General features: G+C 69.1%; 19 protein-coding genes. 8 read left to right on the plus strand and 11 right to left on the minus strand.

Annotated elements, in window-relative coordinates:
* Positions 1–26: 26 nt before the first annotated feature.
* Positions 27–608, minus strand: a complete 582-nt coding sequence (locus tag BJ987_RS25965; protein ID WP_209895073.1) for a TetR family transcriptional regulator — start codon at positions 606–608, stop codon at positions 27–29.
* 116 nt (positions 609–724) lie between these two features.
* Here BJ987_RS25965 and BJ987_RS25970 point away from each other — a divergent pair, with 116 nt between their 5' ends.
* A complete protein-coding gene (locus BJ987_RS25970) occupies positions 725–1,786 on the plus strand; it encodes a nucleoside hydrolase (protein ID WP_209895074.1) in 1,062 nt (353 codons plus the stop codon).
* A complete protein-coding gene (locus BJ987_RS25975) occupies positions 1,783–2,667 on the plus strand; it encodes an amidohydrolase family protein (protein WP_209895075.1) in 885 nt (294 codons plus the stop codon). Before BJ987_RS25970 ends, BJ987_RS25975 begins: the two co-directional genes overlap by 4 nt.
* Before the next feature lie 33 nt (positions 2,668–2,700).
* On the opposite strand, the gene recD is transcribed toward BJ987_RS25975, so the two are convergent.
* From recD to recC, 3 genes are all read right to left on the minus strand, one after another.
* Positions 2,701–4,587: an exodeoxyribonuclease V subunit alpha gene (gene recD, locus BJ987_RS25980; protein WP_209895076.1), complete on the minus strand. Its 1,887-nt coding sequence runs from the start codon at positions 4,585–4,587 to the stop codon at positions 2,701–2,703.
* Between the two features lie 57 nt (positions 4,588–4,644).
* Positions 4,645–8,091, minus strand: coding sequence for a UvrD-helicase domain-containing protein (locus BJ987_RS25985; RefSeq protein WP_209895077.1), 3,447 nt, complete (start codon positions 8,089–8,091; stop codon positions 4,645–4,647).
* A gap of 160 nt (positions 8,092–8,251) precedes the next feature.
* Positions 8,252–11,683 carry an exodeoxyribonuclease V subunit gamma gene (recC, locus tag BJ987_RS25990; RefSeq protein WP_209895079.1) on the minus strand — a complete coding sequence of 1,144 codons (3,432 nt, stop codon included), beginning with the start codon at positions 11,681–11,683 and terminating at the stop codon, positions 8,252–8,254.
* Positions 11,684–11,859: 176 nt separating this feature from the next.
* Between recC and BJ987_RS25995 the strand changes: the two genes are divergently transcribed.
* Positions 11,860–12,066 carry a hypothetical protein gene (locus tag BJ987_RS25995; RefSeq protein WP_209895081.1) on the plus strand — a complete coding sequence of 69 codons (207 nt, stop codon included), beginning with the start codon at positions 11,860–11,862 and terminating at the stop codon, positions 12,064–12,066.
* A gap of 99 nt (positions 12,067–12,165) precedes the next feature.
* A complete protein-coding gene (locus tag BJ987_RS26000) occupies positions 12,166–13,059 on the plus strand; it encodes a serine hydrolase (protein WP_209895083.1) in 894 nt (297 codons plus the stop codon).
* Here BJ987_RS26000 and BJ987_RS26005 read toward each other — a convergent pair.
* Positions 13,046–14,497 carry a cytochrome P450 gene (locus tag BJ987_RS26005; RefSeq protein ID WP_209895085.1) on the minus strand — a complete coding sequence of 484 codons (1,452 nt, stop codon included), beginning with the start codon at positions 14,495–14,497 and terminating at the stop codon, positions 13,046–13,048. The genes BJ987_RS26000 and BJ987_RS26005 overlap by 14 nt on opposite strands.
* 144 nt (positions 14,498–14,641) lie before the next feature.
* Between BJ987_RS26005 and BJ987_RS26010 the strand changes: the two genes are divergently transcribed.
* Entirely contained in the window at positions 14,642–16,072 is a 1,431-nt protein-coding gene (locus BJ987_RS26010; protein ID WP_209895087.1) for an NAD(P)/FAD-dependent oxidoreductase, read from the plus strand.
* Positions 16,073–16,289: 217 nt separating this feature from the next.
* A complete protein-coding gene (locus BJ987_RS26015; protein ID WP_245366131.1) occupies positions 16,290–17,051 on the plus strand; it encodes a hypothetical protein in 762 nt (253 codons plus the stop codon).
* An 85-nt stretch (positions 17,052–17,136) separates the two neighbouring features.
* Here the strand turns inward: BJ987_RS26015 and BJ987_RS26020 are convergent, their stop codons facing one another.
* The gene (locus BJ987_RS26020; protein WP_209895089.1) at positions 17,137–17,535 is read right to left on the minus strand and encodes a winged helix-turn-helix transcriptional regulator; all 399 of its coding nucleotides are present in this window, start codon (positions 17,533–17,535) and stop codon (positions 17,137–17,139) included.
* Positions 17,536–17,613: 78 nt separating this feature from the next.
* Between BJ987_RS26020 and BJ987_RS26025 the strand changes: the two genes are divergently transcribed.
* Positions 17,614–18,459 (plus strand): SDR family NAD(P)-dependent oxidoreductase, encoded by an 846-nt coding sequence (locus tag BJ987_RS26025; RefSeq protein WP_307869760.1) that lies wholly within the window; start codon positions 17,614–17,616, stop codon positions 18,457–18,459.
* Positions 18,460–18,647: 188 nt separating this feature from the next.
* Here BJ987_RS26025 and BJ987_RS26030 read toward each other — a convergent pair whose 3' ends face one another.
* The 5 genes from BJ987_RS26030 to BJ987_RS26050 all read right to left on the minus strand — a co-directional run bounded on the left by BJ987_RS26030 (position 18,648) and on the right by BJ987_RS26050 (position 23,224).
* Positions 18,648–19,307: an urease accessory protein UreD gene (locus BJ987_RS26030; RefSeq protein ID WP_209895091.1), complete on the minus strand. Its 660-nt coding sequence runs from the start codon at positions 19,305–19,307 to the stop codon at positions 18,648–18,650.
* Entirely contained in the window at positions 19,297–20,013 is a 717-nt protein-coding gene (ureG, locus tag BJ987_RS26035; protein ID WP_209895093.1) for an urease accessory protein UreG, read from the minus strand. Before ureG ends, BJ987_RS26030 begins: the two co-directional genes overlap by 11 nt.
* Before the next feature lie 28 nt (positions 20,014–20,041).
* Positions 20,042–20,662 carry an urease accessory protein UreF gene (locus BJ987_RS26040; protein ID WP_209899100.1) on the minus strand — a complete coding sequence of 207 codons (621 nt, stop codon included), beginning with the start codon at positions 20,660–20,662 and terminating at the stop codon, positions 20,042–20,044.
* Between the two features lie 101 nt (positions 20,663–20,763).
* The gene (locus BJ987_RS26045; protein WP_307869761.1) at positions 20,764–21,642 is read right to left on the minus strand and encodes an SDR family NAD(P)-dependent oxidoreductase; all 879 of its coding nucleotides are present in this window, start codon (positions 21,640–21,642) and stop codon (positions 20,764–20,766) included.
* 103 nt (positions 21,643–21,745) lie between these two features.
* Positions 21,746–23,224 (minus strand): MFS transporter, encoded by a 1,479-nt coding sequence (locus BJ987_RS26050; protein ID WP_209895095.1) that lies wholly within the window; start codon positions 23,222–23,224, stop codon positions 21,746–21,748.
* Positions 23,225–23,317: 93 nt separating this feature from the next.
* Here BJ987_RS26050 and BJ987_RS26055 point away from each other — a divergent pair, with 93 nt between their 5' ends.
* Entirely contained in the window at positions 23,318–23,986 is a 669-nt protein-coding gene (locus BJ987_RS26055) for a TetR/AcrR family transcriptional regulator (RefSeq protein WP_209895097.1), read from the plus strand.
* Positions 23,987–23,994 lie beyond the last annotated feature (8 nt).

Raw genomic sequence — 23,994 nt, forward strand, 5'->3', positions numbered from 1 at the left:
CCATCCACCAGCCGAATCCGCGCTGCTCAAGGCGCGGCCGGATCCGCGACGCAGGCCGTCATCGCCGCGACCAGCCGCGATCCGGCCGGCAGGGCTTTGCCGTCGCTCATCACCCACAGCACCGACATCCCCTGGGCCAGGGTGAAGTACAGGCCGGCCAATTCTTCGGCCTGTTCCGCGGTCAGACCCGGGTGTGTCTCGGTGAGCGACTGCGCGATATCGCGGTGGGCCTGCGGGATGCTGTCGGCCATGAAAGCCTGGGATTCCGACGAGCGTGCGACGCGCAGCATGTTCTCCAGGCTGGCCAGCATCGCTTCCCGGTTGTCGGCGAACACGGCGGGAAGGCCGTCCACCATGGCCGCGAAGGCCTCGGGCAGTGGGCGGCCGGCGGTCTGACGGATCAGCGCCTCCATCGCGTCACCGATACCGGTGCCCAGTGCCTCCGAAAGCGCCTCGGTGATCAGGCGTTCCTTGGAACCGAAGTGGTAGCCGATGGCCGCGAGGCTGACTCCGGCCGCGGCCGCGATATCGCGAGCGGTGGTTTTCGCGACGCCGCGCTCCATGATCGCCTTGCGCGCCCCCGCCAGTAGATCTTCCCGGTTTCCCATCCGGACACCCTAGCGCACGTCTAAGACGAATGTCCAAGACGTTCGTGCCAGTCGCTGGATGCGGCACGTACGGTCTCCTGCGCGAGTCCATCCGCCCAGGCGGCTAGGCTCGAGCTGTGCGGCAGAAGATCATCGTGGACGTCGACACCGGAATCGACGATTCTCTGGCCCTGCTGTATCTGCTGGCCTCTCCCGAGGCCGAGATAGTCGGGATCGCGTCGACCGCGGGGAACGTACCGGCGGCGCAAGTGGCGGCGAACAATCTCGCCTGGCTGGATGTGTGCCGCGCGCCGAATATCGAGGTCACGCTGGGCGCGGCCGAACCCGTCGCGATTCCCTTGCGTACCACCGAGGATACCCACGGCCCGCAAGGCGTCGGATATGCCGTGCTGCCGGAGTCCGCGCGATCGCTCTCGGACCGATCCGCCGTGGACATGTGGATCGAACTCGCTCGGGCGCATCCGGGCGAATTGATCGGCCTGTGCACCGGTCCACTGACCAATCTCGCGCTCGCGCTGCGCATCGAACCCGCTCTGCCGCGCCTGCTGCGCCGCCTGGTGATCATGGGCGGTGCCTTCAACCAACCCGGCAACACCACACCGACCAACGAGTGGAACGTGCACGTCGATCCGGAGGCCGCCAAGGAGGTCTTCGACGCTTTCAGCACGGCCCCGTCCCGGCCGATCGTGTGCGCGCTCGACATCACCGAGACCATCGAGATGTACCCGAGCCACCTCGCACGGCTCGCCGAGCTCGCCGGCAGCCTGCCGCCGGAAATCGTCTCCGAGACCGATCCGGCCGGGACGCGGTCGACCGCGTCCAACCCGATCGTGCGCCACGTCAGTGACGCGGTGCGGTTCTACTTCGAGTTCCATCGGCTCTACAACCAGGGCTACCTCGCGCACATGCACGATCCGTTCGCCGCCGCCGTGGCGCTCGATCCGGCGCTGGCCGCGGTCCGGCCCGCGACCGTCGACGTGGAGCTCGCCGGCACCGTGACCCGCGGCGCCACCGTCGCCGACTGGGCGGGCATGTGGGGCCGGGAACCCAACGCCGACATCGTGATCGGCACCGATCCCGACCTGTTCTTCGACCGCCTCATCACCCGGGTCGCCGCACTCGCCCGGGCGCTCTACCCAGTCGGCGGGATGTCCCGCCCCACCCAGGAGGTCCGGTGACCGCCGACCGCGACGACAACTACCTGCCCCAGCTCCGCACCCGGCTCGGGCTGCCGGGCATCGTCGACGTCCACACCCATTTCATGCCGGAGCAGGTCATGCGCAAGGTGTGGGCGTACTTCGATTCGGCGGGTCCGCTGACCGGTCGCGAGTGGCCGATCACCTATCGGGACGATGAGCAGGTCCGGCTGAAGACGTTGCGCGGCTTCGGTGTTCGCGCCTTCAGTTCGCTGGTGTATCCACACAAGCCGGATATGGCGGCCTGGCTCAACGAGTGGACCGCCGACTTCGCCGCGCGCACACCCGATTGCCTGCCCGCCGCCACCTTCTACCCGGAACACGGCGCGGACTCCTATGTGGAAGCGGCACTCGAGGCGGGTGCACGAATCTTCAAGGTGCACATCCAGGTCGGTGACTTCCACCCCGGCGATCCGCTGCTGCGGCCGGTGTGGGGCCTGCTGGAGGAGGCGGGGATTCCGGCGCTCATCCACTGTGGCTCCGGTCCGGCCCCGGGGACGTTCACCGGACCGGAGCCCATCGCCGCTCTGCTGCGGCGGTTTCCGCGACTGCGGATGATCGTCGCGCACATGGGCACGCCCGAATACTCCGAATTCTTGGACCTGGCACAGCGATACGAGGGCGTGTACCTGGACACCACCATGGTCTGGACCGATTTCAGCGAGCAGGACGCGCCGTACCCGGCGTCCGAACGGCCTCGCCTGCTCGACCTGGGCGACCGCATCCTGTTCGGCAGCGACTTCCCGAATATCCCCTACCCCTACGCCCATCAGGTCTACGCCGTGGAACGACTCGATCTCGGCGACGAGTGGCTGCGCCGGGTGCTGCACGACAACGGCGCCCGGCTGTTCGACCTGAGCTGAGCCGCGCTACCCGTTACGCCGAGGCATCAGCGTTCACGACCCGATGTCGCGGGACAGGCCGCTGGCGCGCAGGACGCGGCGGGCGATGGCGGCCCGGATCGATTCGTCGGTGCCGATGATCCGGACGTGACGGCGCGCGCGGGTGATGGCGGTGTAGAGCAGTTCCCTTGTCAGCAAGGTGGATTCGGGTTCCGGGAGCACCACGGAGACGGTGTCGTACTGACTGCCCTGGCTGCGGTGGATGGTCATCGCGAACACTGTGACCACGGCCGGGAATTGGGTGGGGTGCACGAGGTACGGTTCGCTACCGCGCTGAAGTGCGGCACGCAGTGAGCCGTCCGGCAGCCGCACGATCACGCCGGTGTCACCGTTGTAGATTCGCGCCTCGTGGTCGTTGGCGGTGACCAAGAGCGGCTGACCGGGATACCAAGGGGCCAGGGGGGATTCGGACCCCGCTCCCCCGGCCGCGGCCCAGTCGGCGGCCATCCGATCCCAGCGTTCGACACCGAACGGGCCCTGGCGGTGCGCGCAGAGCAGGCGATGCGATTCCAGCGCGGTCAGCGCGCCGGCCGCGTCACCGCCGAGTGCGGCGTCGGTGACCGCACGCGCCGCCGTGATCACCTCCGCGCGGACCGGTTTGGTGTCCTCCGGTCCGCACAGGGACAATTCGGGCCCGCCCGCGCGCAACAGGTCGAGCGCGGTGTCGGCATCGCCCGCGCGGACCGCGACCGCGAGATCGGCGATCTTCCCGCCGAAACGGCGACCGCGGGTGAGGCGGACGATACCGCCGCGCAGGCGGGTACGCTCCAGCGCGGTCAGCGATTCCGCGTGCTGCTCGCCGGAATCCGCGTCGAGCACCTGCTCCAGCACCGGATTGGGTTCCCCGGCAACGGGTCCCGCGACCAGGTCGGCGAGCACCGCGCCCGCGTCGACCGAGGCCAACTGGTCGGGGTCACCCACCAGTACCAGGCGGGTGTCGGGGCGCAACGCGGCCAGCAGGCTGCTCATCATGGTCAGCGACACCATGGAGGTTTCGTCGACGACGATCACGTCGTAGGGCAGGCGGTTGAACTCGTGGTATTTGAACCGGGTGCTACGGCTGCGCTGCCAGCCGAGGAGGCGGTGCAGGGTGGAGGCGGTGAGCTCGGGCAACCCGAGCGGTTCGGCTTGCTCGCGCACGGCCTCCTGCAGCCGGGCCGCGGCCTTGCCGGTCGGCGCGGCCAGCGCGATGCGCAGCGTGGGCAGTTTGGGGTTCGACCGCTGATGCGCGTCGAGCAGCGCCAGAATGCGGGCGATCGTGTGGGTCTTCCCGGTGCCGGGGCCACCCGCCACCACGGTGGTCCAGTGGGTCGCGGCCAGCGCCGCGGCCAGTCGCTGCCGGTCCGGGGCGACACCGGCCGGGCCGTCGAAGAGGCGGTCGAGTTCCTGGCGCACCAGCGCGGGATCGACGACGGGGTGCCCTACCGACCGTTCGGTGAGCACGCGCCGGATCGTCTGCTCCTGCTGGAAGTATCGATCCAGATACAGCAGCGGACCGCCGACGCGGTCACCCGGCACCAACCGCAACGGCCGCAACGGACCCGCTCGACCGCCGACCACCAATGGGCTCGCGTGCAGCGCGGCCACCACGGCCTCGATATCGGGCCAGGGCAGCGTCGCCGGATCGACGCCCGTTCCCGCCTCCCAGCGTTCATCGGCATCGATGCCGATCTCGCGCATGCGGTCCAGCTCCAGGCACACCGACCCCGACCGCACGGCGCGCACCGCCAGCGCGGCCGCGAAGAGCACCTGCTCGGACTCCTCGCGTCCGAGCCGGCCGAGCCGCACAGCGACATGCACGTCCGCGGCCGACAGCACCCCGGCCTCGTTGAAGGTCCGCAGCAGGCCGGTCCCGCGCTGTGCCAGCTGGATCGACGTCATCCGACCGACTCCTTGTCGGCCGGAGCACACGGCAGGAGCTGGGTCCAGGTCATCGCGTCACCCTTCGGAAGTATCGGTGCCGCACCGTTTCGCCTCTCCGGCAAGAAGATCCGACAGGGCGACGATCAGGGCCGCGGGCGGGTTCCAGTCGAAGACGCCGCGCCCGGGTGGGGTTTCCGGGCCGATCATGCCGCGAACGAAGAGGTAGCAGCAGCCACCCAGATGACGGGCGGGATCGTAGGCGGGCAGCCGCCAGCGCAGGTAACGGTGCAGGGCGACGGAGTACAGCAGCGCCTGCAGGGGATAGTGCGAGCGCTGCATCTCGGCACACATGCGGTCGCGGGTGTAGTGGTCGACCGTGAGGTCGCCGAGGCCGAGCCGGTTCGTCTTGTAGTCGACGATGACGAAACGCGGTGCGGCCGTGGCGTTGTCGGTCACCCGCAGTACGGCGTCGATACTGCCGGTGAGGTAGCCGCGCAGCGGGATATCGTCCAGGCCGGCCAGGTGGTCGGCGTAGGGGCGGAACTCGTCGTCGGCGGGCAGGTATTCGCGCAGTAGATCGGCGATCTGGCGCAGTGTGGCGGCACGCGCCGCGGGGGTGTCGCCGCCGGACAGGGGCAGTTCGAATTCGAGCTCGTTGAGTTGGTCGCGACCGGAAATATCCGCGAGCGTGCCGAATCCGAGCGGCGTGCGCAGCACGCCGAGCAGAGCGGTGCCGAGCAGGGCCGGATCGATGTCGGCCATGAGTTCGTCGATAGCGGTGCGGCAGCGGGTGTGCACCTCGACGGCGAGATCGGGTGCGTCGCGGTCGATCATCTCCAGGACACCGTGCACGAGGGTGCCGAAATCCGCGCCGTAGGGCAGCGCGTTCATCAATGAGGGTGCGGCGGTGGGCAGTTCGGTGTCGTCGAGCAGCGGGGTGGCGGGTTCGTCGGTGGCGCCGTGCTCGTCCTCCGGTTCGACGCCGGGCGCGATGTCATGGGCGCCGGCGGTCAGCGCCGAGTAGGAGGTGCGCCGCCAGTGCTGGTCCAGCGCGCGATCGAAACGCGCGGCGGCGAGGTCGCCGGTGCTCCGATCGTCGCGGACGCGGCGGAGTTCCACCGCTTCGGCGGTATCCACACCGATCACCGAGATCGCCTCGGGGGCCGTGGCCGCCCAGGCCGAAATCTTTTGCAGCGCAACCGCGTCGGCGGGCACCGAGGCGCGGTTCGGGACGATGTCGCCGCCGTCCGGACGGCCGAGAATCATCCGGTGCAGGGGCGCCGCCGCGGTGGTGATCGCGGGCGCCCACCAGGCGACGACCTGACACATGGCACGGGTCAACGCGACGTAGAGCAGGCGCAGTTCCTCCCCCGCCTCCTCGGCCTCGCTGCGCAGTTTGCGTTCCGCGAAACCGGGGGCCTCCTGGCCACCGACATCGAGGACGCGGGCGCCGGTGTCATCGTGGAACAGCAGCGTCGCCGGGTACGGATTCTTCGCGCTGTCCCAGGCGAAAGGCAGGTACACGACCGGGAATTCGAGCCCTTTGCTGGCATGCACGGTGGCGATCTGCACGGCGGCGGCGTCGCGGTCCAGGCGGCGGCTGCGGTCGGCCACCGCGCCGGAGGCGGGGTCGCGCACCCGATCGGTGAGCCAGCGGGTCAACGCGGTCAAGCCCAATCCCTCGGTGAGTGCCACCTGGTCCAGCAGTTGGGCGATATGGCGCAGATCAGTGAGCTCGCGTTCCCCGTTCTCCACCGTGAGCAGGCGTTGAGCCAGACCCGTTTCGGCCGAGAGCTTTTCGAAGACGGCGGCGAAACCGGCGCGAGCGAACAACCGACCGGCGTCACGCAGCTGCGCACTCACCCGGCCGACCAGATCCGCTCCGCCACTGTCGATTTCAGCGGCCGTGACACCGAACAGCGGAGTGCACGCCGCCAGTCGCACCCGATCGGAGCGGTGCGGCTGTTCCAGCGCCCGCAGCACCCACAGCCAATCGGTGGCGCTGCCGGTCGCGAAGACACTCGTACCGCCCGCCAGCACCGATGCGACGCCCACCTTGTCCAAAGCGGCTCGTACGACGTCGATTTGGGACCGGGTCCGCACCAGTACCGCGATATCGCCCGGCCCGAGCGGACGACGGGGTACCCCGAGCGTGGTGTCGGCGTCCGCCGGCGCACCGGCGGGACGCGTACCGGTTTGCGCCGATCGCGCGTCCGGAGCGGGCCCCTCGGCGATCGAGGTCCCGGATTCGAGCAGGCGCACGATGTCGGCGGCCAGATCCTCGGCGACCTTGGCCCGCAGCCGGCCCACCGCGGGGAAGCCGGACTTGTTGAGCGCGCCCGCTCCGGTGCGCGGCAGGCAGCGCACCCGCAACGGCGTGATGAGGTCGGCGGGACCGGACAGGCGCGTCCACGGCCGGGTCGCGGCCACCGGATAGACGGTGATCTCCTTGTGCCCCAGCGCCGCTCCGCCGTGCAGGTGATCCAGGGCGGCGAGCAACCCGGCGTCGCTGCGCCAGTTGGTGTCGAGTTCGCAGCGGTGGTCGGCGTGCGCGACAGCGTCGAGGTAACTGAGCACTTCCGCGCCGCGGAAGGCGTAGATGGCCTGTTTCGGATCGCCGACCAGGACCATCGTCGTGTGCCCATGGAAGGCCAGCCGCAGGATGTCCCACTGGAGCGGGTCGGTGTCCTGGAACTCGTCGACCAGCGCCACGCGGTACCGGTCGCGGATGCGCGCGCGGGCGCGCGGCCCGTGCTCGGGATCGGCGAGCACGTCGTGCAGCAGGACCAGCAGGTCGTCGAAATCGCGCAGGCCCGAAAGTCGTTTGCGGCGTTCGGTTTCCGCGCGCACGGCGGCGGCGAACGCGACCCGCTGCCCGGTCGCGCCGTCCCCTTCCGGAGCCAGGCGCGCATGCCGGTCGCGCACCGCGGCCAGCGCCAGGGTGTGCGCCTCCTTCAGCGAGAACGGTGGTTCGGTGCGCGCGTACCGATGCAGGTAGAGATCGTCGGCCGCGGTCAGCACGACCTCGTCGACGGTTTCGACCAGTCGCGCGCCCGGATCGTGCTCACCCGCCAACCCGAGTTCATCGAGCATTCGCTGGCAGAAACTGTGCGTGGTCACGATGGTGCCCGCGGCGAAATCAGACAACGCGACCAGCAACCGCTCCCGCCGGCGGCGCACTTCCGCCGGATCCGTCTGCGCCAGATGCCGTACCAGTTCGTCCCGGTGCGCCCGCGCCAACTCCGGATCCGCCAGCGCGGCCGCCACCACCACGAACCGGTCCCGCGCTCGCTCTCGCAACTCCTGCGTCGCGGCCCGGCTGAACGTCACCAGCAACAACTGCGAAACATCGACCCCGAGCTCGGCCACATACCGCACCGCCAATCCCACGATGGCATGTGTCTTCCCGGTTCCCGCACTGGCTTCCAGCACGGTGGTCCCGCTGGGCAGCGCCCCGAACGCGTCGAACCGCCCCGGCTCCGCCAACTCCTCGGCCGCGAACGCCAGATCCTGCACAGTCATCGGCTACACCACCCGACACCAGGCATCGGCGACCCCACTTCCCGTTCGGCAACGCACAACCCACCCCGATCGAACCATCCGCCGCCCCGGCCGCTCGGCACCCCCGCCCGCGTGTCCTTGTTGATCATGCCGTCACCCGCACGACAGCGACTCACGGCGATCACGGCTGCCCCTGGGTCTCGGCGGCGAGAAGCGGGACCCAGAGGCGGCGGGCAAGCGCGCCGAACAGGGTGGTCTCGCCCGGTTCGCCCGCTGGGGCGGGAGCGGACATGAGGTCGTCGAGGCGTGGAGCGGGACCCCAGATGTAGCGGAGGTGGCGGTCGGTGTGGTCACCGAATGCGGCGGGACCGTTGGGGCCGCCGTTGAATTCGCGTTCGGCGGAGGTGATCGCTTCCTCCACCGAAGAACCACGGAAGCGGCGTTCGGCGTACGCGGCGGTAGCGGTGGGTGTGATCGGGAGCGGTTCGCACAGGCCCGCGTCGCGAAGTTTGACGAGCTCGCGCAAGGCGGCGACGGCGGCGGGGCGATCGGGGGCGGTCAGAATGGAACGCCAAGCGGGACGATGGAATTGGCCGCGACCGGTGGTGACCGCGCGCCAGGACCGGTCCTCGGTGGCGGCGAGGGCGAGCAGGGCTACCCAGGCGGAGATGCGGTGTTTCGGGGCGAGGCGGGAGAAGGTGGTGCGCACCAGCGTCTCGCCGTGCACCTCGGGAACCGTGCCGGTAAGCCGGCGGCCGCCGCCGAGATCGATGGCGATATCGACCGCGCGGGCGGGACTTTCGTATTCGGGGAGTGCGGCACGCACCAATTTGTCGACGGTGTGCTCGATGTCGTCGAGCACGGCGCCGCCCAGGCCGAAGGGAGGCAGCGTGCCGCGCCGCCATTCCGCGGCGCGCAGACCGGCGGGGTCGGCGCCGGTGAGGCGAGCAGTCAGCATGCGTTCGCCCAGTTCCCATTTCGCGAGGCCGTCGAGTTCGATCGGCAGGCGATCGGCGATGTCCTCGTCGTGCTCGGGCACGCGCAGGCCCAGGCGCTGCCACAGGAACGCGCGGAGGGGATGCTCGGCGAAGGACATCAGGTCGTTCAGGGCGACATCGGCGAGGTCGGGAGCGGGCAGCGGCGCGGGCAGGAAGGCCGGGCGGGGACGCGGCGGCGCGGCGGCGGCCACGGCACCGGCCAGCGCGACGGCATCGAAGCTGAACGGCTTGTCCGCGTGGAAGTTCCGGCTGTCGAAACTCTGCAGCGGATGCCGGATCAGCACCTTGTCGGCGTCGTCACCGAGATAGCCGCGCACGGCGTCGAGGATCTCGGCGACCGGGATGGCGGGCGGGCGCTTGGTGCCGGTGACCGGATCCGCGCCGGTATGGAACAGCAGCAGCTTGTCCTGCGCGGCCATGATCGCGTCCAGCAGCAGCTGGCGGTCCTCGCTGCGGGGATCGCGTTCGCCCAGCAGCGGATGGCGGGCCAGCACGTCGTCGCCGTCGATACCGCCCGCCCTCGGGAAGACATCGTCGTCGAGTCCGAGCAGCACCACCACCCGGTGCGGCACCGACCGCATCGGCGTCATGGTGGCGACGGTCAGCTCACCGGTGCGGAAGTTCGCGCGGGTCGGCCGGGCGGCGAGCCGGTTCGCCAGCAGCACACCGACATCGGGCAGCCGGAGCTGCACGTCTCCGGCGTGCTCGGTGGCGGCGGTCAGTTCGCGGCGGGCTTCCGCGCGAATCCAGGCATCCCGGTCGGGTACGTCGGTGAGCAGGTCGAGCGCACGCGCCAGCACCGCGGCCCATTCGCCGGCCGGACGCGGTCCCCGCAGGTCGCGCAGGCACACCGCGAGCCGGTCGACGAACTCGGCGAAGCGCCCCGCCAGATCCACGTCACCGGAGTCCACGTCACCCAGGGGCAAAGCCAAATCCAGCCAGTCGTCGGCACTTTCGTCGGCGGTGACACCCAGCAGGATCCGGTCGACGGCCGCGTTCAAGGTGTTCTGCGCGAAATCGGCGAGCCCGAATGCCTGCCGCTGCCGCTGCCCGATCCCCCATCGCGCCCCGGACGCCGCGGCCCACTCCCGCAACCGTTCGATCGCGTCGTCGTCGAAACCGCAACGGCGGCGCACGGTTTCGGATGCGGCCAGATCCAGCACCTGGGTCACCGTGACCCGTCCGTCCGCCAGTTCCAGCAGGGTCGCGATCACCGCGAGCATCGGATTGGTGACCCCGCGCCCCCGATCGGCCAGCCGTACCCGCAACTGATGCGCGGGATGCGCCGAATCCCGCATGCCCTCAGCCGATCCCGTGGCTCCGAAGGCCGCCCGCACCAGCGGCGCGTACGCCTCGACCTCCGGACACATGATCAGCACGTCCCGCGGTTCCAGCGTCGGATCGGCGGCGAACAGACCGAGCAGGCACTCCCGCAGCACCTCCACCTGCCGCGTCGGCCCGTGACACGCGTGCACCTGGAAGCTGCCATCCGCCGCGTACGCCCCCGGCGCGGGCGGCCACCGGTCGTCGCGAATCCCCGCCTGAATCGCGCTCAGCAGCGTCGAGCCGGACTCGCCCGAAGCCGGGTGCGGCGACACCGTAGACACGGCAGGCGAACTTTCGCTTTCGGACTGGACGCCAATCGGCGAATCCTGTCCTGGCCCTTTCGGATTCGGCTGCTCGCCGGTCAGAATCGGTGCGCCGATCGCGTGCAAACGCTGTTGCAGTTCCCGGACGTCGCGGGCCAAACCCGCCAGCAGCGGGTGGTCGACGGCGGTAGTGGTGGTGTCCGCGGCCCGGGAGCTCGCCGGCGGCAGTTGCGCGAGCGTCGACCACATCGCGGGGCTCGGGTGGGCGAGCCACAGGTGCACGTCGCGTCCTTCGCCCAGCGCGGACAGCACCGCCAGCTGGTCGGCGGGCAGGCGGGTGGCGCCGAACACCGAAAGACGTTGCGGCAGCTGCACAGCGGCGGGTTCGGCACGCAGACGGGCGCAGGCGGCTTCGAGGCGTTCGGCGGGGCTGGGCGCACCCACCTCGGCGCGCAACCGGCGCCACAGCGCCGGTTGCCACAGCAGATCGTCGGGGACCGGGTGGCCGGCGCCGTCGGTGTCCGCACCGGCCGCCCACTCGTCGATCAGGGCCGGGCGTTGCGCACCATAGCTGTCGAAGAGGGCCGCGATCCGGGCGGCGGTGGCGTAGCGCCGGCCGACCCGATGGTCACGACCGGTCGGTTCGGTCGCACCGAGGTGCCGGGCCAGCACCGCGCACCACGGTTCGGACAGCGCCGCGTCGATCACCCGCAGCAGCGTCCAGACGAGACGTTCCGGAGCCCACGGATCATCCTCGGGCCGCACACCACCGGCCGCCGCGAGGACCTCGGCGACCAGGCCGGACGGTGACGGGAACCGGATATTCGCCGCGACGCCGTCGGCCGAGGACGGCCCCGTCACCCCCAGCACCGTCGAAAGTCGTTGCGTGAGCCACCGTTCCACGCCTTTGGCCGGTACCGCCACCACGTCGGCGGCGAACGGGTCGGTCAGCGGCGTCGCCAACAGCGCGGCGAGCGAATCGGCCAGGATGTCGGCGCGCTCGGCACGGTGGATGTGCAGCGGCATTGGTTGTTTATACGCCAGCGACTCCCCCGCAACCACACCGGCCCGGCCCGAGTGAGTGAATTAAGCCACACGCGAACGCTTTTCTCGGCCGTGTCACGTCTGTTCGCGCGAATCGATGTGCGACAGTGCTCAACCGGGGAGGACGGGAAGCTGGATCGAAAGGCTGGTTCGCGTCAATGACTGCGAAGGTGATTGCCCTGGTTCCGAGAGCCGGATTCACGGTCCGCCGCGTCGGAGATCGCTGGGAGTTGGTCAACTCGGGTTTCTACGGCCGCGCCGTTGTCCTACAGACCTGGCCGCGGGACCGGCACACCGAGGCTTTCGAGCACTGCTATCGCCTCAACGGCCGCACCGTCGAAGAGTTGCTGGCCGCCTTCCGCTGAATTCGGCTCGGCCCGAACCGGATTGCGGAATCGGTAGCGTCGCGAATAACACAGCGCCGCGCCGAGCTCAAGACGTGCGTGATGCGGGCCGATGTGCCAATGTGTTCCCTCGTGCGTTACCCCTTCGCCGGCACCGGTGCACTTCCCCGCGTGGCCGCATCCGCTTGTGTCCTCGCCGCCGCGGCGGTCCTCCTTCCCACCGCGCCCGCGCTGCTGCCGCACGCCCAGGCCGCGCCACCAGCGCTGACCCGGGTGATCCCCGGGTTCGACGCCGATCTGAGCAACCGCATAGATCGCGTCGACGCCTACCTCAAATCCCGCCCCGGCGTCACCGGTTACATCGTCCGCGACCGCGTCTCCGGCGGCGTCTACGCCAACGAGCACGCGGAGAACCCGGTGTGGACCGCCTCCACCATCAAACTCGCCATCGCGGTCGACCTGCTCAACCGCGCCCGGGTCGGCGCGATCGCGCTCAGCCCGGAAGACCGCGGACTGCTGGAGTCGATGCTGGCCACCTCCAACGACACCGCCGCCGATATCCTCTGGCAGAAGTACGCCGGCTTCGATCGCATGGCCTTCAACAACGCGTTCCGCGCCAACGGCATGGTGAGCCTGGTGCCGCAGCCGACCACGACCGCGTTGTTCCCGGACTGGTCGTTCCAGAAGTGCACCGTCGCCGACCTCGATCGCCTGATGGACTACGTGCTCACCCGCATGCACCCCGACGACCGCGCCTATCTGCTGGACCGGATGCGCTCGGTGGACTACAACCAGCACTGGGGCGTCTGGGGCGCGGGCGCGCAGATGCGGCCCGGCCTGAAGAACGGCTGGTCGGCCGAGGAGGGCGGCTGGGTGGTCAACTCGGTCGGCTTCGCGGGCCCGGATGAGCGCTACACCCTCGCGATCATGAGCTCGCTGGGCGCGGACGGCGGCTACACCGAGGGCGCGGACACCGACACCAAGGTCGCCGAAATGCTGCTCAAGGGGCGCTAGCCCGCCGGTGCAACGTCACCGGAGCGTCGTCCCGCGGGAACGGAATCGTGGTGAAACCCCACGGCATCCGATAGTCCGCGGGCAGGCTCCACTCGTAGGCGCGCACCATTTCGGCGACGAGGGTTTTCACCTCGAACGTCCCGAAGTGCATGCCGATGCACTTGTGCGCCCCGGCCCCGAACGGCACCCACGCCAGCCGGTGCGATTTGTCCTCACGCCGGTGCGGGCCGAACCGCTCGGGGTCGAAAACCTCCGGCCGGGTCCATAACTCGGGCAGCATGTGATTGACGTGATAAGCCAGGTCGACCGGGGTGCCCGCCGGGATGTAGCGGCCGAGGATCTCGGTGTCGCGCACGGCCCGGCGCACGAAGGCGGGCACTGGCGGCATCAACCGCAGGCTTTCTTTGATCACCAGATCGAGGTCGGGCAGCCGATCCAGCTCGTCGATCGTCGAGAGCTCGCCCGCGGCCAGTACCTCCGCCCGCACCCGCTGTTGCCATTCCGGGTGTTTGCCCAGGTAATAGGTGACGGCGGTGGCGGTCGTCGTGGTGGTGTCGTGCGCGGCCATGATCAGGAAGATCATGTGGTTGACCACGTCGGCGTCGCTGAACACCGCGCCGTCGGCGCTGCGCGCATGGCACAGTCCGGAGAAGAAATCCGGTGACTCGACACGCCGCTTCGCCGGCAGCATTTCGGTGAAGTACTGCTCGAGCACTCGGCGTCCCCGCAGCCCGGCGCGCCAGCGTCCACCCGGTACCGGATACCGGATGAAGGCAAGCCCCGCATGTGTGCACGCGATGAACGCATCGATGAGTTCGCGCCTGCGCGGGCCCACATCGACGGCCATGAACGTCTCCCCCGCGATTTCCAGGGTCAGATCCTTGATCGTCGGATACAGGCGCACAGTCGCACTGCCCGCACCTTCGGGCACCCACTTCGAGACCGCCGTCCGCGCCACCGGCACCAGCGCACCGAGGTGCGCTTCGAGCCGCTCGCGGGTGAAGGCCTGCTGCATGATCCGCCGATGGAACATGTGCTCGTCGAATTCGAGCAACAGCAGCCCACGCCCGAAGAACGGGCCGATGAAATAGTTCCAGCCCTGCCCGAAATCCCGGCGCCGGACACCGAGCACCTGATCGATCGCCTCGGGCCCGGTGACCAGCACCCGCTCGACACCGAGCGATCGCGCCATCGCCACCGGTCCGTACCGGCGATGCCGATCCATCAGCTCCGCCGGACCCCAGCGCAGGTACTGCAGTGAACGCCCCAGGTAGGGCAGTCCGATATCGCCGCGCACCGCGGTCGCCGCACTGGCCGCGGGCGGCGAGGCGAGTACGCGCGGCCGCTCCGGAAGACGGCGCAGCAGCCGATCGATCACATGTTCGTCCGGAATGTCGATAAGCGCTGTGTTCTCCGAGACACGGACCTTGCCGACCATGACAAACCTCCAGGAACGAGGGGGTTCATCGTATTCTGTTCAAGCGCCCAGTGGATCGGGTTCACGCACAACCGACTACGGTTGAGCTTGGTCAGTTACCGTTCGCGGGGGACGAACCCCAGGTCTTTCGAGGAGCAACCGGCGATGAGCACAGAAGCTGTCGAGAACCGTCGTCACAAGGTGGTGGTGATCGGTTCGGGGTTCGGTGGCCTGTTCGGCACCAAGCACCTCAAGCGCGCAGACGTCGACGTCACCCTGATCTCCAAGACCTCCACCCACCTCTTCCAGCCGCTGCTGTACCAGGTGGCCACCGGCATCCTGTCGGTCGGCGAGATCGCGCCCGCCACCCGCCTGGTGCTGCGCAAGCAGCGCAACGCGCAGGTGCTGCTCGGCGATGTCGTCGACATCGACCTGCAGAACAAGACGGTCACCTCGCTGCTGCTGAACCAGGAGACGGTCACCCCCTTCGACAGCCTGATCGTGGCGACCGGCGCGCAGCAGTCCTACTTCGGCAACGATCAGTTCGCCACCTACGCGCCCGGCATGAAGACCATCGACGACGCGCTCGAACTGCGCGGCCGCATTTTGGGCGCGTTCGAGGGCGCCGAGCTGGCGACGACCCAGGAGATGCGGGACCGCCTGCTCACCTTCGTGGTGATCGGCGCCGGCCCGACCGGCGTCGAGTTGGCCGGGCAGATCGCCGAACTCGCCGATCGCACGCTCGAAGGCACCTTCCGCAATATCGATCCGCGCGACGCCCGTGTCATCCTGGTCGAGGGCGCGGGCGCTGTGCTCGGCCCGATGGGCCCCAAGCTCGGCGGCCAAGCCCAGCGCAAGCTGGAGAAGATGGGCGTCGAGATCCAGCTGAACGCCATGGTCACCGATGTCGACGCGCACGGTGTCACGGTCAAGGATTCCGACGGGACCATCCGGCGTATCGAGTCCTCCACCAAGGTGTGGTCGGCCGGTGTGCAGGGCAGCCCGCTGGGCAAGATGCTGGCCGAACGCTCCGAGGGCACCGAGGTCGACCGTGCCGGACGCGTCGTCGTCGAGCCCGACCTGACCCTCAAGGGTCACCCCAACGTCTTCGTGGTCGGCGATCTGATGTCGGTCCCCGGCGTCCCCGGCATGGCGCAGGGCGCGATCCAGGGCGCCACCTACGCGGCCAAGGCGATCAAGGCGGGCCTGAAAGGCGCACGGCCCGAAGACCGTAAGCCGTTCAAATACTTCAACAAGGGCTCCATGGCGACGATCTCGCGGTTCAACGCCGTGTGCCAGATCGGCAAGCTGGAGTTCGGCGGGTTCCTGGCCTGGCTGGCCTGGCTGGGCCTGCACCTGTACTACCTGGTCGGCTACCGGAGTCGCCTGATCACCGTCATCCAGTGGTTCGTGTCCTTCCTCGGCCGCAGCCGCGGCCAGATGGCGGCAACCGAGCAGTGGGTCTTCGCCCGGCTCGCGCTGGAACAGGTCAACTCCGACGAGGAAGAGGCCGACGAACTCGCGGCCGCCTTGGGAGCGCCTCCCGGCAACGGTCGAGCCCCCGGGCGCGCGACCGCCGAACGCCAAGTCGGCTAGGGCTTTTCTCGCAGGTTCAATCCGCACACCCGCAACTGTTGTGGCCGGGCCAGATTCGCGAACAAGCGGATCGGTCCGGCCACAGGCATATTTCGGCTACTCAGCTAATTTTTGGCTAAGAATTTTGTGAAATCGGGTTCCGCAGCGACCCATCCATGTCGCGCGCGGATCCGAATGTGAGACGTCGAACATGCACTTCTCTGAGGAAAGGCGATTGATGCCCACAGGCAAACACAGAGCTCCGGCCCCGCCGTCCAAGATCGGCCCGGTGGTCGCGGCGGGCGCGGTTCCGCTGGTGCTCGCGCTGGTCGGCTCCGGTACCGCGAACGCCGACCCGACCGAGGCCGGCACGTCCACGCAGCACGCGCAGTGGCCCGCGGCCGATGTCCCGAATGCGATGCCGTACGAGGGCCTCGACATTCCGGACAACACCCGTAGCTCGCTGCAGTGGTCGCGTCCGCTCCCGGACAAGCGGTACCTCGCGCCCGTGGGCGTGCTGCATCCGCCGGTTCCGGTGGCACCCGTGCCGCCGATCGCGCCGCCGCCCGGGCAGTTCCGCTTCGGTGATGTCACCGTGCCGACGCCGGACTGGATCAACGAAGAGCAGGCGATCCAGATCAACGACAACTCGGCCATGGCCGAGGCGAATCTGGCGACGTTCCTCGATTCGGTCGGCATGGAACGCAGCCGGTCCGACCGGATCGCCGGTCAGACGGTCGGCACCGCGGCCGTCGGCGCTCTCGCGGGTGCCAGTGCCGCGGCGCCGATCGCGGTCACCTCCGCGCTCGTCGGCGGTGTGCTCGGCCTGGTGGTCGGCGCGCCGTTCATTCCGGTCGGCATCTTCGCCGGACCGGCACTGGGCGCGGCGATGGGCGCGGCCGTGATCACCGTGCCCGCCGCGGTGGTCGGTGCGGCGGCCGGTGGTGTGGTCGGCGCGGTCAACGCGTACAACGCACCGTCGCGGGTTGTCGGAGACTGAACACGCTCCGCATTCGATAGTGCTCGCATACAAGGCGGGATTCCGACAACGTCGTCGGAATCCCGCCTTTGCGTTGCCGAGCCGGTTACCGCACAGCTACCTGCGCGGCTTTGGTCGCGTCATGCTCCACCGCCCACTCGGCCAGCGCCGAAAGCCGCTCCAGCAGCGTCAGTCCCGGCGGTGTGAGGCTGTATTCCACCGTGGGCGGCACGGTCGGATGTACCTCACGGCGTACCAGCCCGTCGGCTTCCAAGGTGCGCAAGGTACGGGTCAGCATGCGACGGCTGATGCCTTCGACAGCCCGGTGCAGTTCGTTGTATCGGTGGGTGCGTTCGCCCAACAGCACCAGCACCACCAGCGTCCACTTGTCCCCGATGCGGTGCAGCAACTGCCCGACCGGGCACGCGGCCAATTCCGCCGCCGGGACCGGGCGCGGCAGCTGGAATGCCAGCACAGCGGGAACATCGATGTGCCTATCGGACATCACAGTGCCTTCTTTCGGTCCGGCGCAACGCGATCCAGGCTGACTGTGTCAGCACAGCCAGCATAGGGAGGAACGACCGTGCCGAACCGAAATCCCAAAACGGTGATCATCGCCGGCGGTACCAGCGGAATGGGGCGCGCCACCGCCCTGGGCCGCCTGGCACACGGAGACCGCGTCACCGTCATCGGCAGCGACGCCGGCAAGGGCGCGGCGCTGCTGGAACAGGCCGCAGATCCGAACCTGCGGTTCATCCAGGCGGATCTGTCCTCGGTCGCCGAGGTCCGCCGAGTCGCGCGGGAAATCGCTGAAGTACACACCGCCGTCGACGCTGTGGGCCTGTTCGCCAACCGCTTGAATCCGAAGCGCCGTGTCACGGCCGACGGCCTGGAAGACACCTTCGCCCTGTACTACCTGAGCCGCTATCTCCTGGCCCAGTACCTGCAACCGCTACTCGACCGCAGTTCGTCCCCGGTGATCATCAATGTCGCGGGAGTGGGAGCCACCGCCGGTGCCGTCCGCTGGGACGACCCGCAGCTGTCCCGCGGCTACAGCATGATCCGCGCCCAACTACAAGCGGGCCGCGCAAACGATCTGGCCGGGGTCGGCTACGCCCAACTGGCCACCACTACCCGCTACGTGCTCTACCACCCCGGTTTCACCCGCACCGGCAGCAAGAACCATCCAAACCCCATGGTGCACAACGTGATCAGTACACTCGCGCGATTCTTCGCCCGCCCGGTCGAGAGCGCCGTAGCGCCCATCGTCGAATGGATCGACCATCCGCCCGCGGATCCGCTCACCGCGATCGACCGGGGCAAACCGGTCCCGTTGTCATTGTCCACACTCGACCCCGCCGACGCGGTCCGGCTCAGGGCCTACACCGAAGATCTGCTCGGCACCCTGGCCGCCCCACAACAGCTCTGACTGCGGCACAAGACGGGCGTGCTGGTGCGACCGGGTTTTTAGGCAGGTGTGCCACCACTACACCACGGAAGACGCCTGCGCTTCCGGCGGGAATCGAACCCGCGATCTCCTGCGTGACGGATAACCGATCATCTCCGGCCCGTCTTGTGCCGGTCCCACCGTAAACGGTTGTGTGCCCGCGCATCCAGTCAATTTGTCGCAGCGGCCAGGGTGCGGGCCACGCGGGTATAGAGGCTGCCGCCCGCGGCCAGTGGCAGCAGGGCGCCGTCGACGCCGTGGGTCTCGGCGGCGCGGGGATCCGGGTAGCGCAGTTCGCTGTCGAGAGCACGAGGAGCGGCGAGCGGGTCATCGGTGGGCGCGTCGCTGCCGAGATGCAGGCGGTGCCGGAGCAGCGGGACATCGGCGAGGTCGGCGAGGAAGTCACCGCGCCATTCACCCGTGTCCTCGCCGGTGCGCCCGATCTGGACGCGTTCGCGGATCCGGACCCGCGAGTCCGGGGCCAACCGGACAGTGGTGCGCGTGTGGTGCCGCGCGCCGCCCGCGACGATGGTGGGCTCCGGATCGAAATCCAGTTCCGCTCCCGGGCCGATCTCGAAATGCCAGTGCGCCGACGACAACGGCGTGGCCACGCTGGGCAGCGCGATGCTCGCCGCGACCGAACGCACCGTCAGCCGGGCGCCGGCGCCCACGACGATGCGGATGTCGAGTTCGTCGCCGCCCAGCGGGGTCGCGGCCGTGCCGATCAGGTGCACCTGATCCGGCGCCGTGCGGCGGGCGGACAGCCCGCCGACGGCGTGGATCTCCGGTAACGACCCGCGGGCCGCCACGATGCGTAACTCAGTGCGCAACAGCGGAATCGGCGGCGTGCGAGTCGGCGTGCGCGATCAGGCGCAGCTGTTCGCGGACCCAGGCCAGGACCGGGGTAGCGGCCGGGTCGTCGGTGAGCGAGATCAGGGCGGTGGGCCGGCTCTCCCGGACCTTGGCGGCGTCGCGTTCCATCACACCGAGATCCGCGCCGACCAGCGGGGCGAGGTCGGTCTTGTTGATCACCAGCAGATCCGAGAAGGTCACGCCGGGACCACCCTTACGCGGCACCTTGTCGCCGCCGGCCACGTCGACGACGAAGATCTGCACGTCGATCAGGCCGGAGGAGAAGGTCGCGGTCAGGTTGTCGCCACCGGACTCGACCAGGATCAGGTCCAGCGGCGGGTTCGCGGCGATCAGGTCGTCGATGGCGTCCAGGTTCGCGGTGATGTCGTCGCGGATCGCGGTGTGCGGGCAGCCGCCGGTCTGCACGGCGGTGATCCGCTCGTCCGGCAGCACGGCGTGGCGGCGCAGGAAGTCGGCGTCCTCGGTGGTGTAGATGTCGTTGGTGAGCACGGCGATGGACAACTCCTCGCGCAATTGCCGGCACAGCGCCGCGGTCAGCGCCGTCTTACCGGAGCCGACCGGACCGCCGATCCCGATCCGCAGCGCTTCGCCCGGCGTGCGCTGCCGCTTCGGGCGGTCCTGCGAATGATCGTGCGGTTCACCGTCGATCAGGTGCGGGGGCATGGTGAATCTCCTTCTCTCGGTGACAATCTCAGCTTGCGAACAGCGGCATTTCGCGGTGCAGATGTCGCTCGGCGAGCACGTCCTGCAGCGGATCCGACAGTGCCGCCAGGCCGGTCACAGCCGCTGCCGCGGTGTGATCGCAGAGCTCGGCCAGCCGCACTGTGCACAGGGCGATCGACGCCGGATCGAGCGCCAGCAGCCGTTGCGCGGCCGTCGCGGCGCCGGTCAGCGTGGTGTAGACCACAACACCCGCGATCTCCTCCGGGGTCACCCCGCAGGCCGCGCCGACCGCGCCGAAAACCGTGGACAGATGCGGCCGCGTACCCAGCGCGGCCCAATCCTGGTGCGGCCACACTTGTTTCGCCAATCGCAAAAATCCACGGCCCTGCGCCCGGGAAGCGGTCCGCGCCGCGGGCGACGGTGTTCTGGCATCGGCCTCGAGCTCGGCGCGCCGCACCGTCAACTCCCCCGCGCACACCGCGGCGGCCAGGGACGCGGCCACCAACCCGGACGTCCGGATCCGGCGCCGTAAATACAACTCGACGGTCCGCACGTCACGCACCAGGCCCGAGGCGACGGCTTCCTCGACCCCGCCGGAATGCACGTGCCCGCCGATCGGCAGGCGGGAATCCGCGAGGGCGAACAACATCGCCAAATTTGTCGCGGAGCTCTTGTGCACCGCACGATCCTATGCTCCGGCGTGTCGTACCCTGCGCCCCGGTCAGACCGCGCGGTCGCCGGACGACGTTTTCAGGCTCGCCCGCGGCGGAAAGCCCGCTCCATGAAGCGCGCGGTCTGGCTGCGGCTCAGGTCGGTCCAGGCTTGCAACGGGGCTTGCCACCAGGGGGCGATTTCGCGGGGACGGGCGGTGACGGCGTGGCAGATCAGATCCGAGGCCTCGTCGACGGTGAGACCCGGGATATTGCTGAAATCGGTCGGGGCGCTCATCCGGGTGTGCACGAGCGGCATATAGATGGAAGTGGTCGTGACGCCGTCGCCCGCGATCTCGGTGGCGACCGTACGCAGCCAGGTGTCGAAGGCGCCCTTCGACGCGCCGTAGGCGGACCACCGGGGCGTGGGCGGCATGAGCAGACCCCAGGTGGCGACGTTCACGATGTGGCCCTGCTTGCGCTCGCGCATGTGCGGCAGCAGGGACAGCAGCAAGCGGACCGGGCCCAGGTAGTTGATGTCCATGGTGCGGGTGAAATCGTGGAAGCGGTCGTAGGATTCGTCGATCGGGCGGCGAATCGACTTCCCCGCGTTGTTGATCACCACGTCGACGTGGCCGTGTTCGCTGAGCAGCGTGCCGGCGAGGGCTTCGACCGCGGCGAAGTCGGTGAGATCGACGGTGTAGGTGTGGGCCGCACCGCCCTCGCCCCGGATATCGGCGGCGACGGCGGCCAAGTCCGCCGTCGACCGTGCGACCAACAGCACCACGGCACCGGCCGCGCCGAGCTTGCGTGCGCTGGCCTTACCGATGCCGTGTGAGGCCCCGGTGATCAGCACGATGCGGCCCGAAACCGCGTCGTGCAAGGATTTTTCGTCGGGGCGCGAGGTCGGATAGAGCAGCCGGGTGGCGACCCGTTCGGCGAGCGGTCGCCCGTTGGCAATGGGCTGTGTCTCAGTCACGCGTCAAATGTATTGCGCCGTAGGAGTTTTTGCCTGCCACATCGGGTAGAAACTCGAACATCGCACCGTCGCGGCAGGCGGGAAGAGATTATCCGGCCGCAGTTCAGTGCGCGTGCGCGTCGCCCAAGACGGTGTTCTTGCGCATCGCCACCCGCGCTACCACCGCCATAACCAGCAGAATGACCGCGCCCGCCGTCGTCGCCAGATGCATACCATCGACGAAGGATTCGCGTGCGCGCTCGGCCAGCGCGGCATCGCCCCCGGCCTCGTGCAACGTTTCACCCAGGGTCTCGGCATAGTCGCCGCCGTTACGGAACACCAGCGCCGCGAGCGAACCCAGCAGCGACAGGCCGAGCGCGTTCCCGAGTTCAAAGCTGGTCTCGGAGATGCCGACCGCCGAACCGGCGCGTTCCGCGGGCACCGACGACACCGCGACATCGGAGACCAGGGTGAAGGCCAGGCCGTAGCCGATACCGGCGATGGTGGATCCGGCGATGTACCAGCCAATTCCACCGTGCACACCTACTCCGAGCAGCATCAGGTTGCCCAGCGCCGCGAGCAGCAGCGCCAGCACGAACGTCGATCGGACACCGATCTGGCGGCCCAACCGAGCGCCGCTCATGGAGAAGATGAACACCGCCACCGCGCTCGGAATACCGAGCAGTGCCGCGGCCAACGGGTCGCGCCCGGTGACCGACTGCAGGTACATGCTGGTCAGATAGCCCAGGGCGGCCAGCGACATCATGCCGGTAAGGCTGGACCCGATCGCCACCGAGAACGCGGGCCGGGTGAACAGCCGCAAATCCAGCAGCGGTTCGGTCAAATGGGTCTGCCGACGCACGAACAAGGTGAGCACGACGATGCCGATCACGGCCAGCGCCAGCGCCTCGACGTCGATCCCCTCGGCCGCCGCGTGTTTGACGGCGTAGATCAGCGGCAGGATGCCGCCGATGGACAGCGCGACGCTGGGCAGATCGATCGGCCCCAGCGCACTGGAGCGATGCTCGGGCAGCAGGACCGGCCCCAGGGCGAGCAGCACCAGCAGCACCGGCAGGTTGATGAGAAACACCGATCCCCACCAGAAGTGATGCAGCAGCAGCCCGCCGATGATCGGGCCGACCGCCGAACCACCGGCGAAGAACGCAGTCCATACGCCGATCGCGGCGGCGCGCTGCCGAACGTCGGGGAAAAGGCTGGAGATGAGCGCGAGGCTGGACGGCAACAGTGTCGCGCCGCCCACACCCATCAGCGCGCGGGCGACGATGAGCACCACGGCGCTGGGCGCGAACGCGGCCAGCACGGACGCCAAGCCGAATACCGCCGCGCCGGCCAGCAGAATTTTCCGCCGCCCGATGCGGTCGCCGAGATTGCCCATGGTGATGAGCAGGCCGGCGATCATGAAGCCGTAGATGTCGAGGATCCACAGCGCCTGGGTGGCGGAGGGGTCCAAGTCCACGGTCAGGGTGGGCATGGCCAGGAACAACACCGAGACATCCATCGAGACCAGCAGCACCGGTAGCAGCAATACCGCCAATCCGAGCCACGCCCGCCGCGTGCCGGTGGGCGACTGCACCTGTGTCATCGAAGGGTTTCCTCTCGCTGCTCGCGTACGGCGTACGCACGACCAAGGGTACAGTGTACGCATGCGTCATCGAAACGAACAACGAGACATGGGATGACTGAGCCGAAACTCACCCGAGCCACGATCGTCGATACCGCGATCGCCCTCGCCGACCTCGAGGGTCTGGACGCGGTATCCATGCGGCGCATCGCCGAGCGGATGGGCGTCGGCGCCATGTCGCTGTACCGGCACGTGGCCAACAAAGACGAACTGATCGCGCTGATGACCGACGAGGTCGCCCGGCGCAACCCGTACCCGCCCACCGAAGGCAAGGGCTGGACGTGGCGCGACCGGGTCCGCATCGCCGCCGAGATCGATTGGGCGCTCTACCAGCAGCATCCGTGGGTGCTGCTGACCTTCGCCATGCCGCGCTACAGCTTCGGCCCGCACGGACTGGCCTGCCTGGCCTGGCTGGTCGAAGGATTCCGCGAACTGGGCGTGCCCGCGCGGGAAGCGATGCAGATGTCGTTCTCGGTGTGGAACTTCATCTCCGGCGCGACCCTCCCGCATATCAGCTCGGACCTGTTGGAGCGCAAGAAGATTCAGCCCGAGGAGACCAACGGGCTGCGTGCCCTGCTGGAGGGCAGCCCCACCACGCCGGTCCCGGAAGCCCTGGCGGACCTGATCGGCAAGGGCGTCAGCGACCTGACCCAGGAGGACCTGCTCTACGCCGGGCTGACCACGCTCTGCGATGGATTCGAGGCGCGGCTCCGGCAGGCTTGACCCCAACC

Origin of the sequence: Nocardia goodfellowii, assembly GCF_017875645.1 — a bacterium.
GTDB lineage: Bacteria > Actinomycetota > Actinomycetes > Mycobacteriales > Mycobacteriaceae > Nocardia > Nocardia goodfellowii.

What these genes read in the sequence shown, in the direction of transcription:
- BJ987_RS25965 (WP_209895073.1), bottom strand. Translation starts at nt 608, where the DNA reads ATGGGAAACCGGGAAGATCTACTGGCGGGGGCGCGCAAGGCGATCATG.
- recD (WP_209895076.1), bottom strand. Translation starts at nt 4,587, where the DNA reads ATGACGTCGATCCAGCTGGCACAGCGCGGGACCGGCCTGCTGCGGACC.
- BJ987_RS25985 (WP_209895077.1), bottom strand. Translation starts at nt 8,091, where the DNA reads ATGACTGTGCAGGATCTGGCGTTCGCGGCCGAGGAGTTGGCGGAGCCG.
- recC (WP_209895079.1), bottom strand. Translation starts at nt 11,683, where the DNA reads ATGCCGCTGCACATCCACCGTGCCGAGCGCGCCGACATCCTGGCCGAT.
- BJ987_RS25995 (WP_209895081.1), top strand. Translation starts at nt 11,860, where the DNA reads ATGACTGCGAAGGTGATTGCCCTGGTTCCGAGAGCCGGATTCACGGTC.
- BJ987_RS26000 (WP_209895083.1), top strand. Translation starts at nt 12,166, where the DNA reads ATGTGTTCCCTCGTGCGTTACCCCTTCGCCGGCACCGGTGCACTTCCC.
- BJ987_RS26005 (WP_209895085.1), bottom strand. Translation starts at nt 14,497, where the DNA reads ATGGTCGGCAAGGTCCGTGTCTCGGAGAACACAGCGCTTATCGACATT.
- BJ987_RS26010 (WP_209895087.1), top strand. Translation starts at nt 14,642, where the DNA reads ATGAGCACAGAAGCTGTCGAGAACCGTCGTCACAAGGTGGTGGTGATC.
- BJ987_RS26015 (WP_245366131.1), top strand. Translation starts at nt 16,290, where the DNA reads ATGCCCACAGGCAAACACAGAGCTCCGGCCCCGCCGTCCAAGATCGGC.
- BJ987_RS26020 (WP_209895089.1), bottom strand. Translation starts at nt 17,535, where the DNA reads ATGTCCGATAGGCACATCGATGTTCCCGCTGTGCTGGCATTCCAGCTG.
- ureG (WP_209895093.1), bottom strand. Translation starts at nt 20,013, where the DNA reads ATGCCCCCGCACCTGATCGACGGTGAACCGCACGATCATTCGCAGGAC.
- BJ987_RS26040 (WP_209899100.1), bottom strand. Translation starts at nt 20,662, where the DNA reads ATGTTGTTCGCCCTCGCGGATTCCCGCCTGCCGATCGGCGGGCACGTG.
- BJ987_RS26050 (WP_209895095.1), bottom strand. Translation starts at nt 23,224, where the DNA reads ATGACACAGGTGCAGTCGCCCACCGGCACGCGGCGGGCGTGGCTCGGA.
- BJ987_RS26055 (WP_209895097.1), top strand. Translation starts at nt 23,318, where the DNA reads ATGACTGAGCCGAAACTCACCCGAGCCACGATCGTCGATACCGCGATC.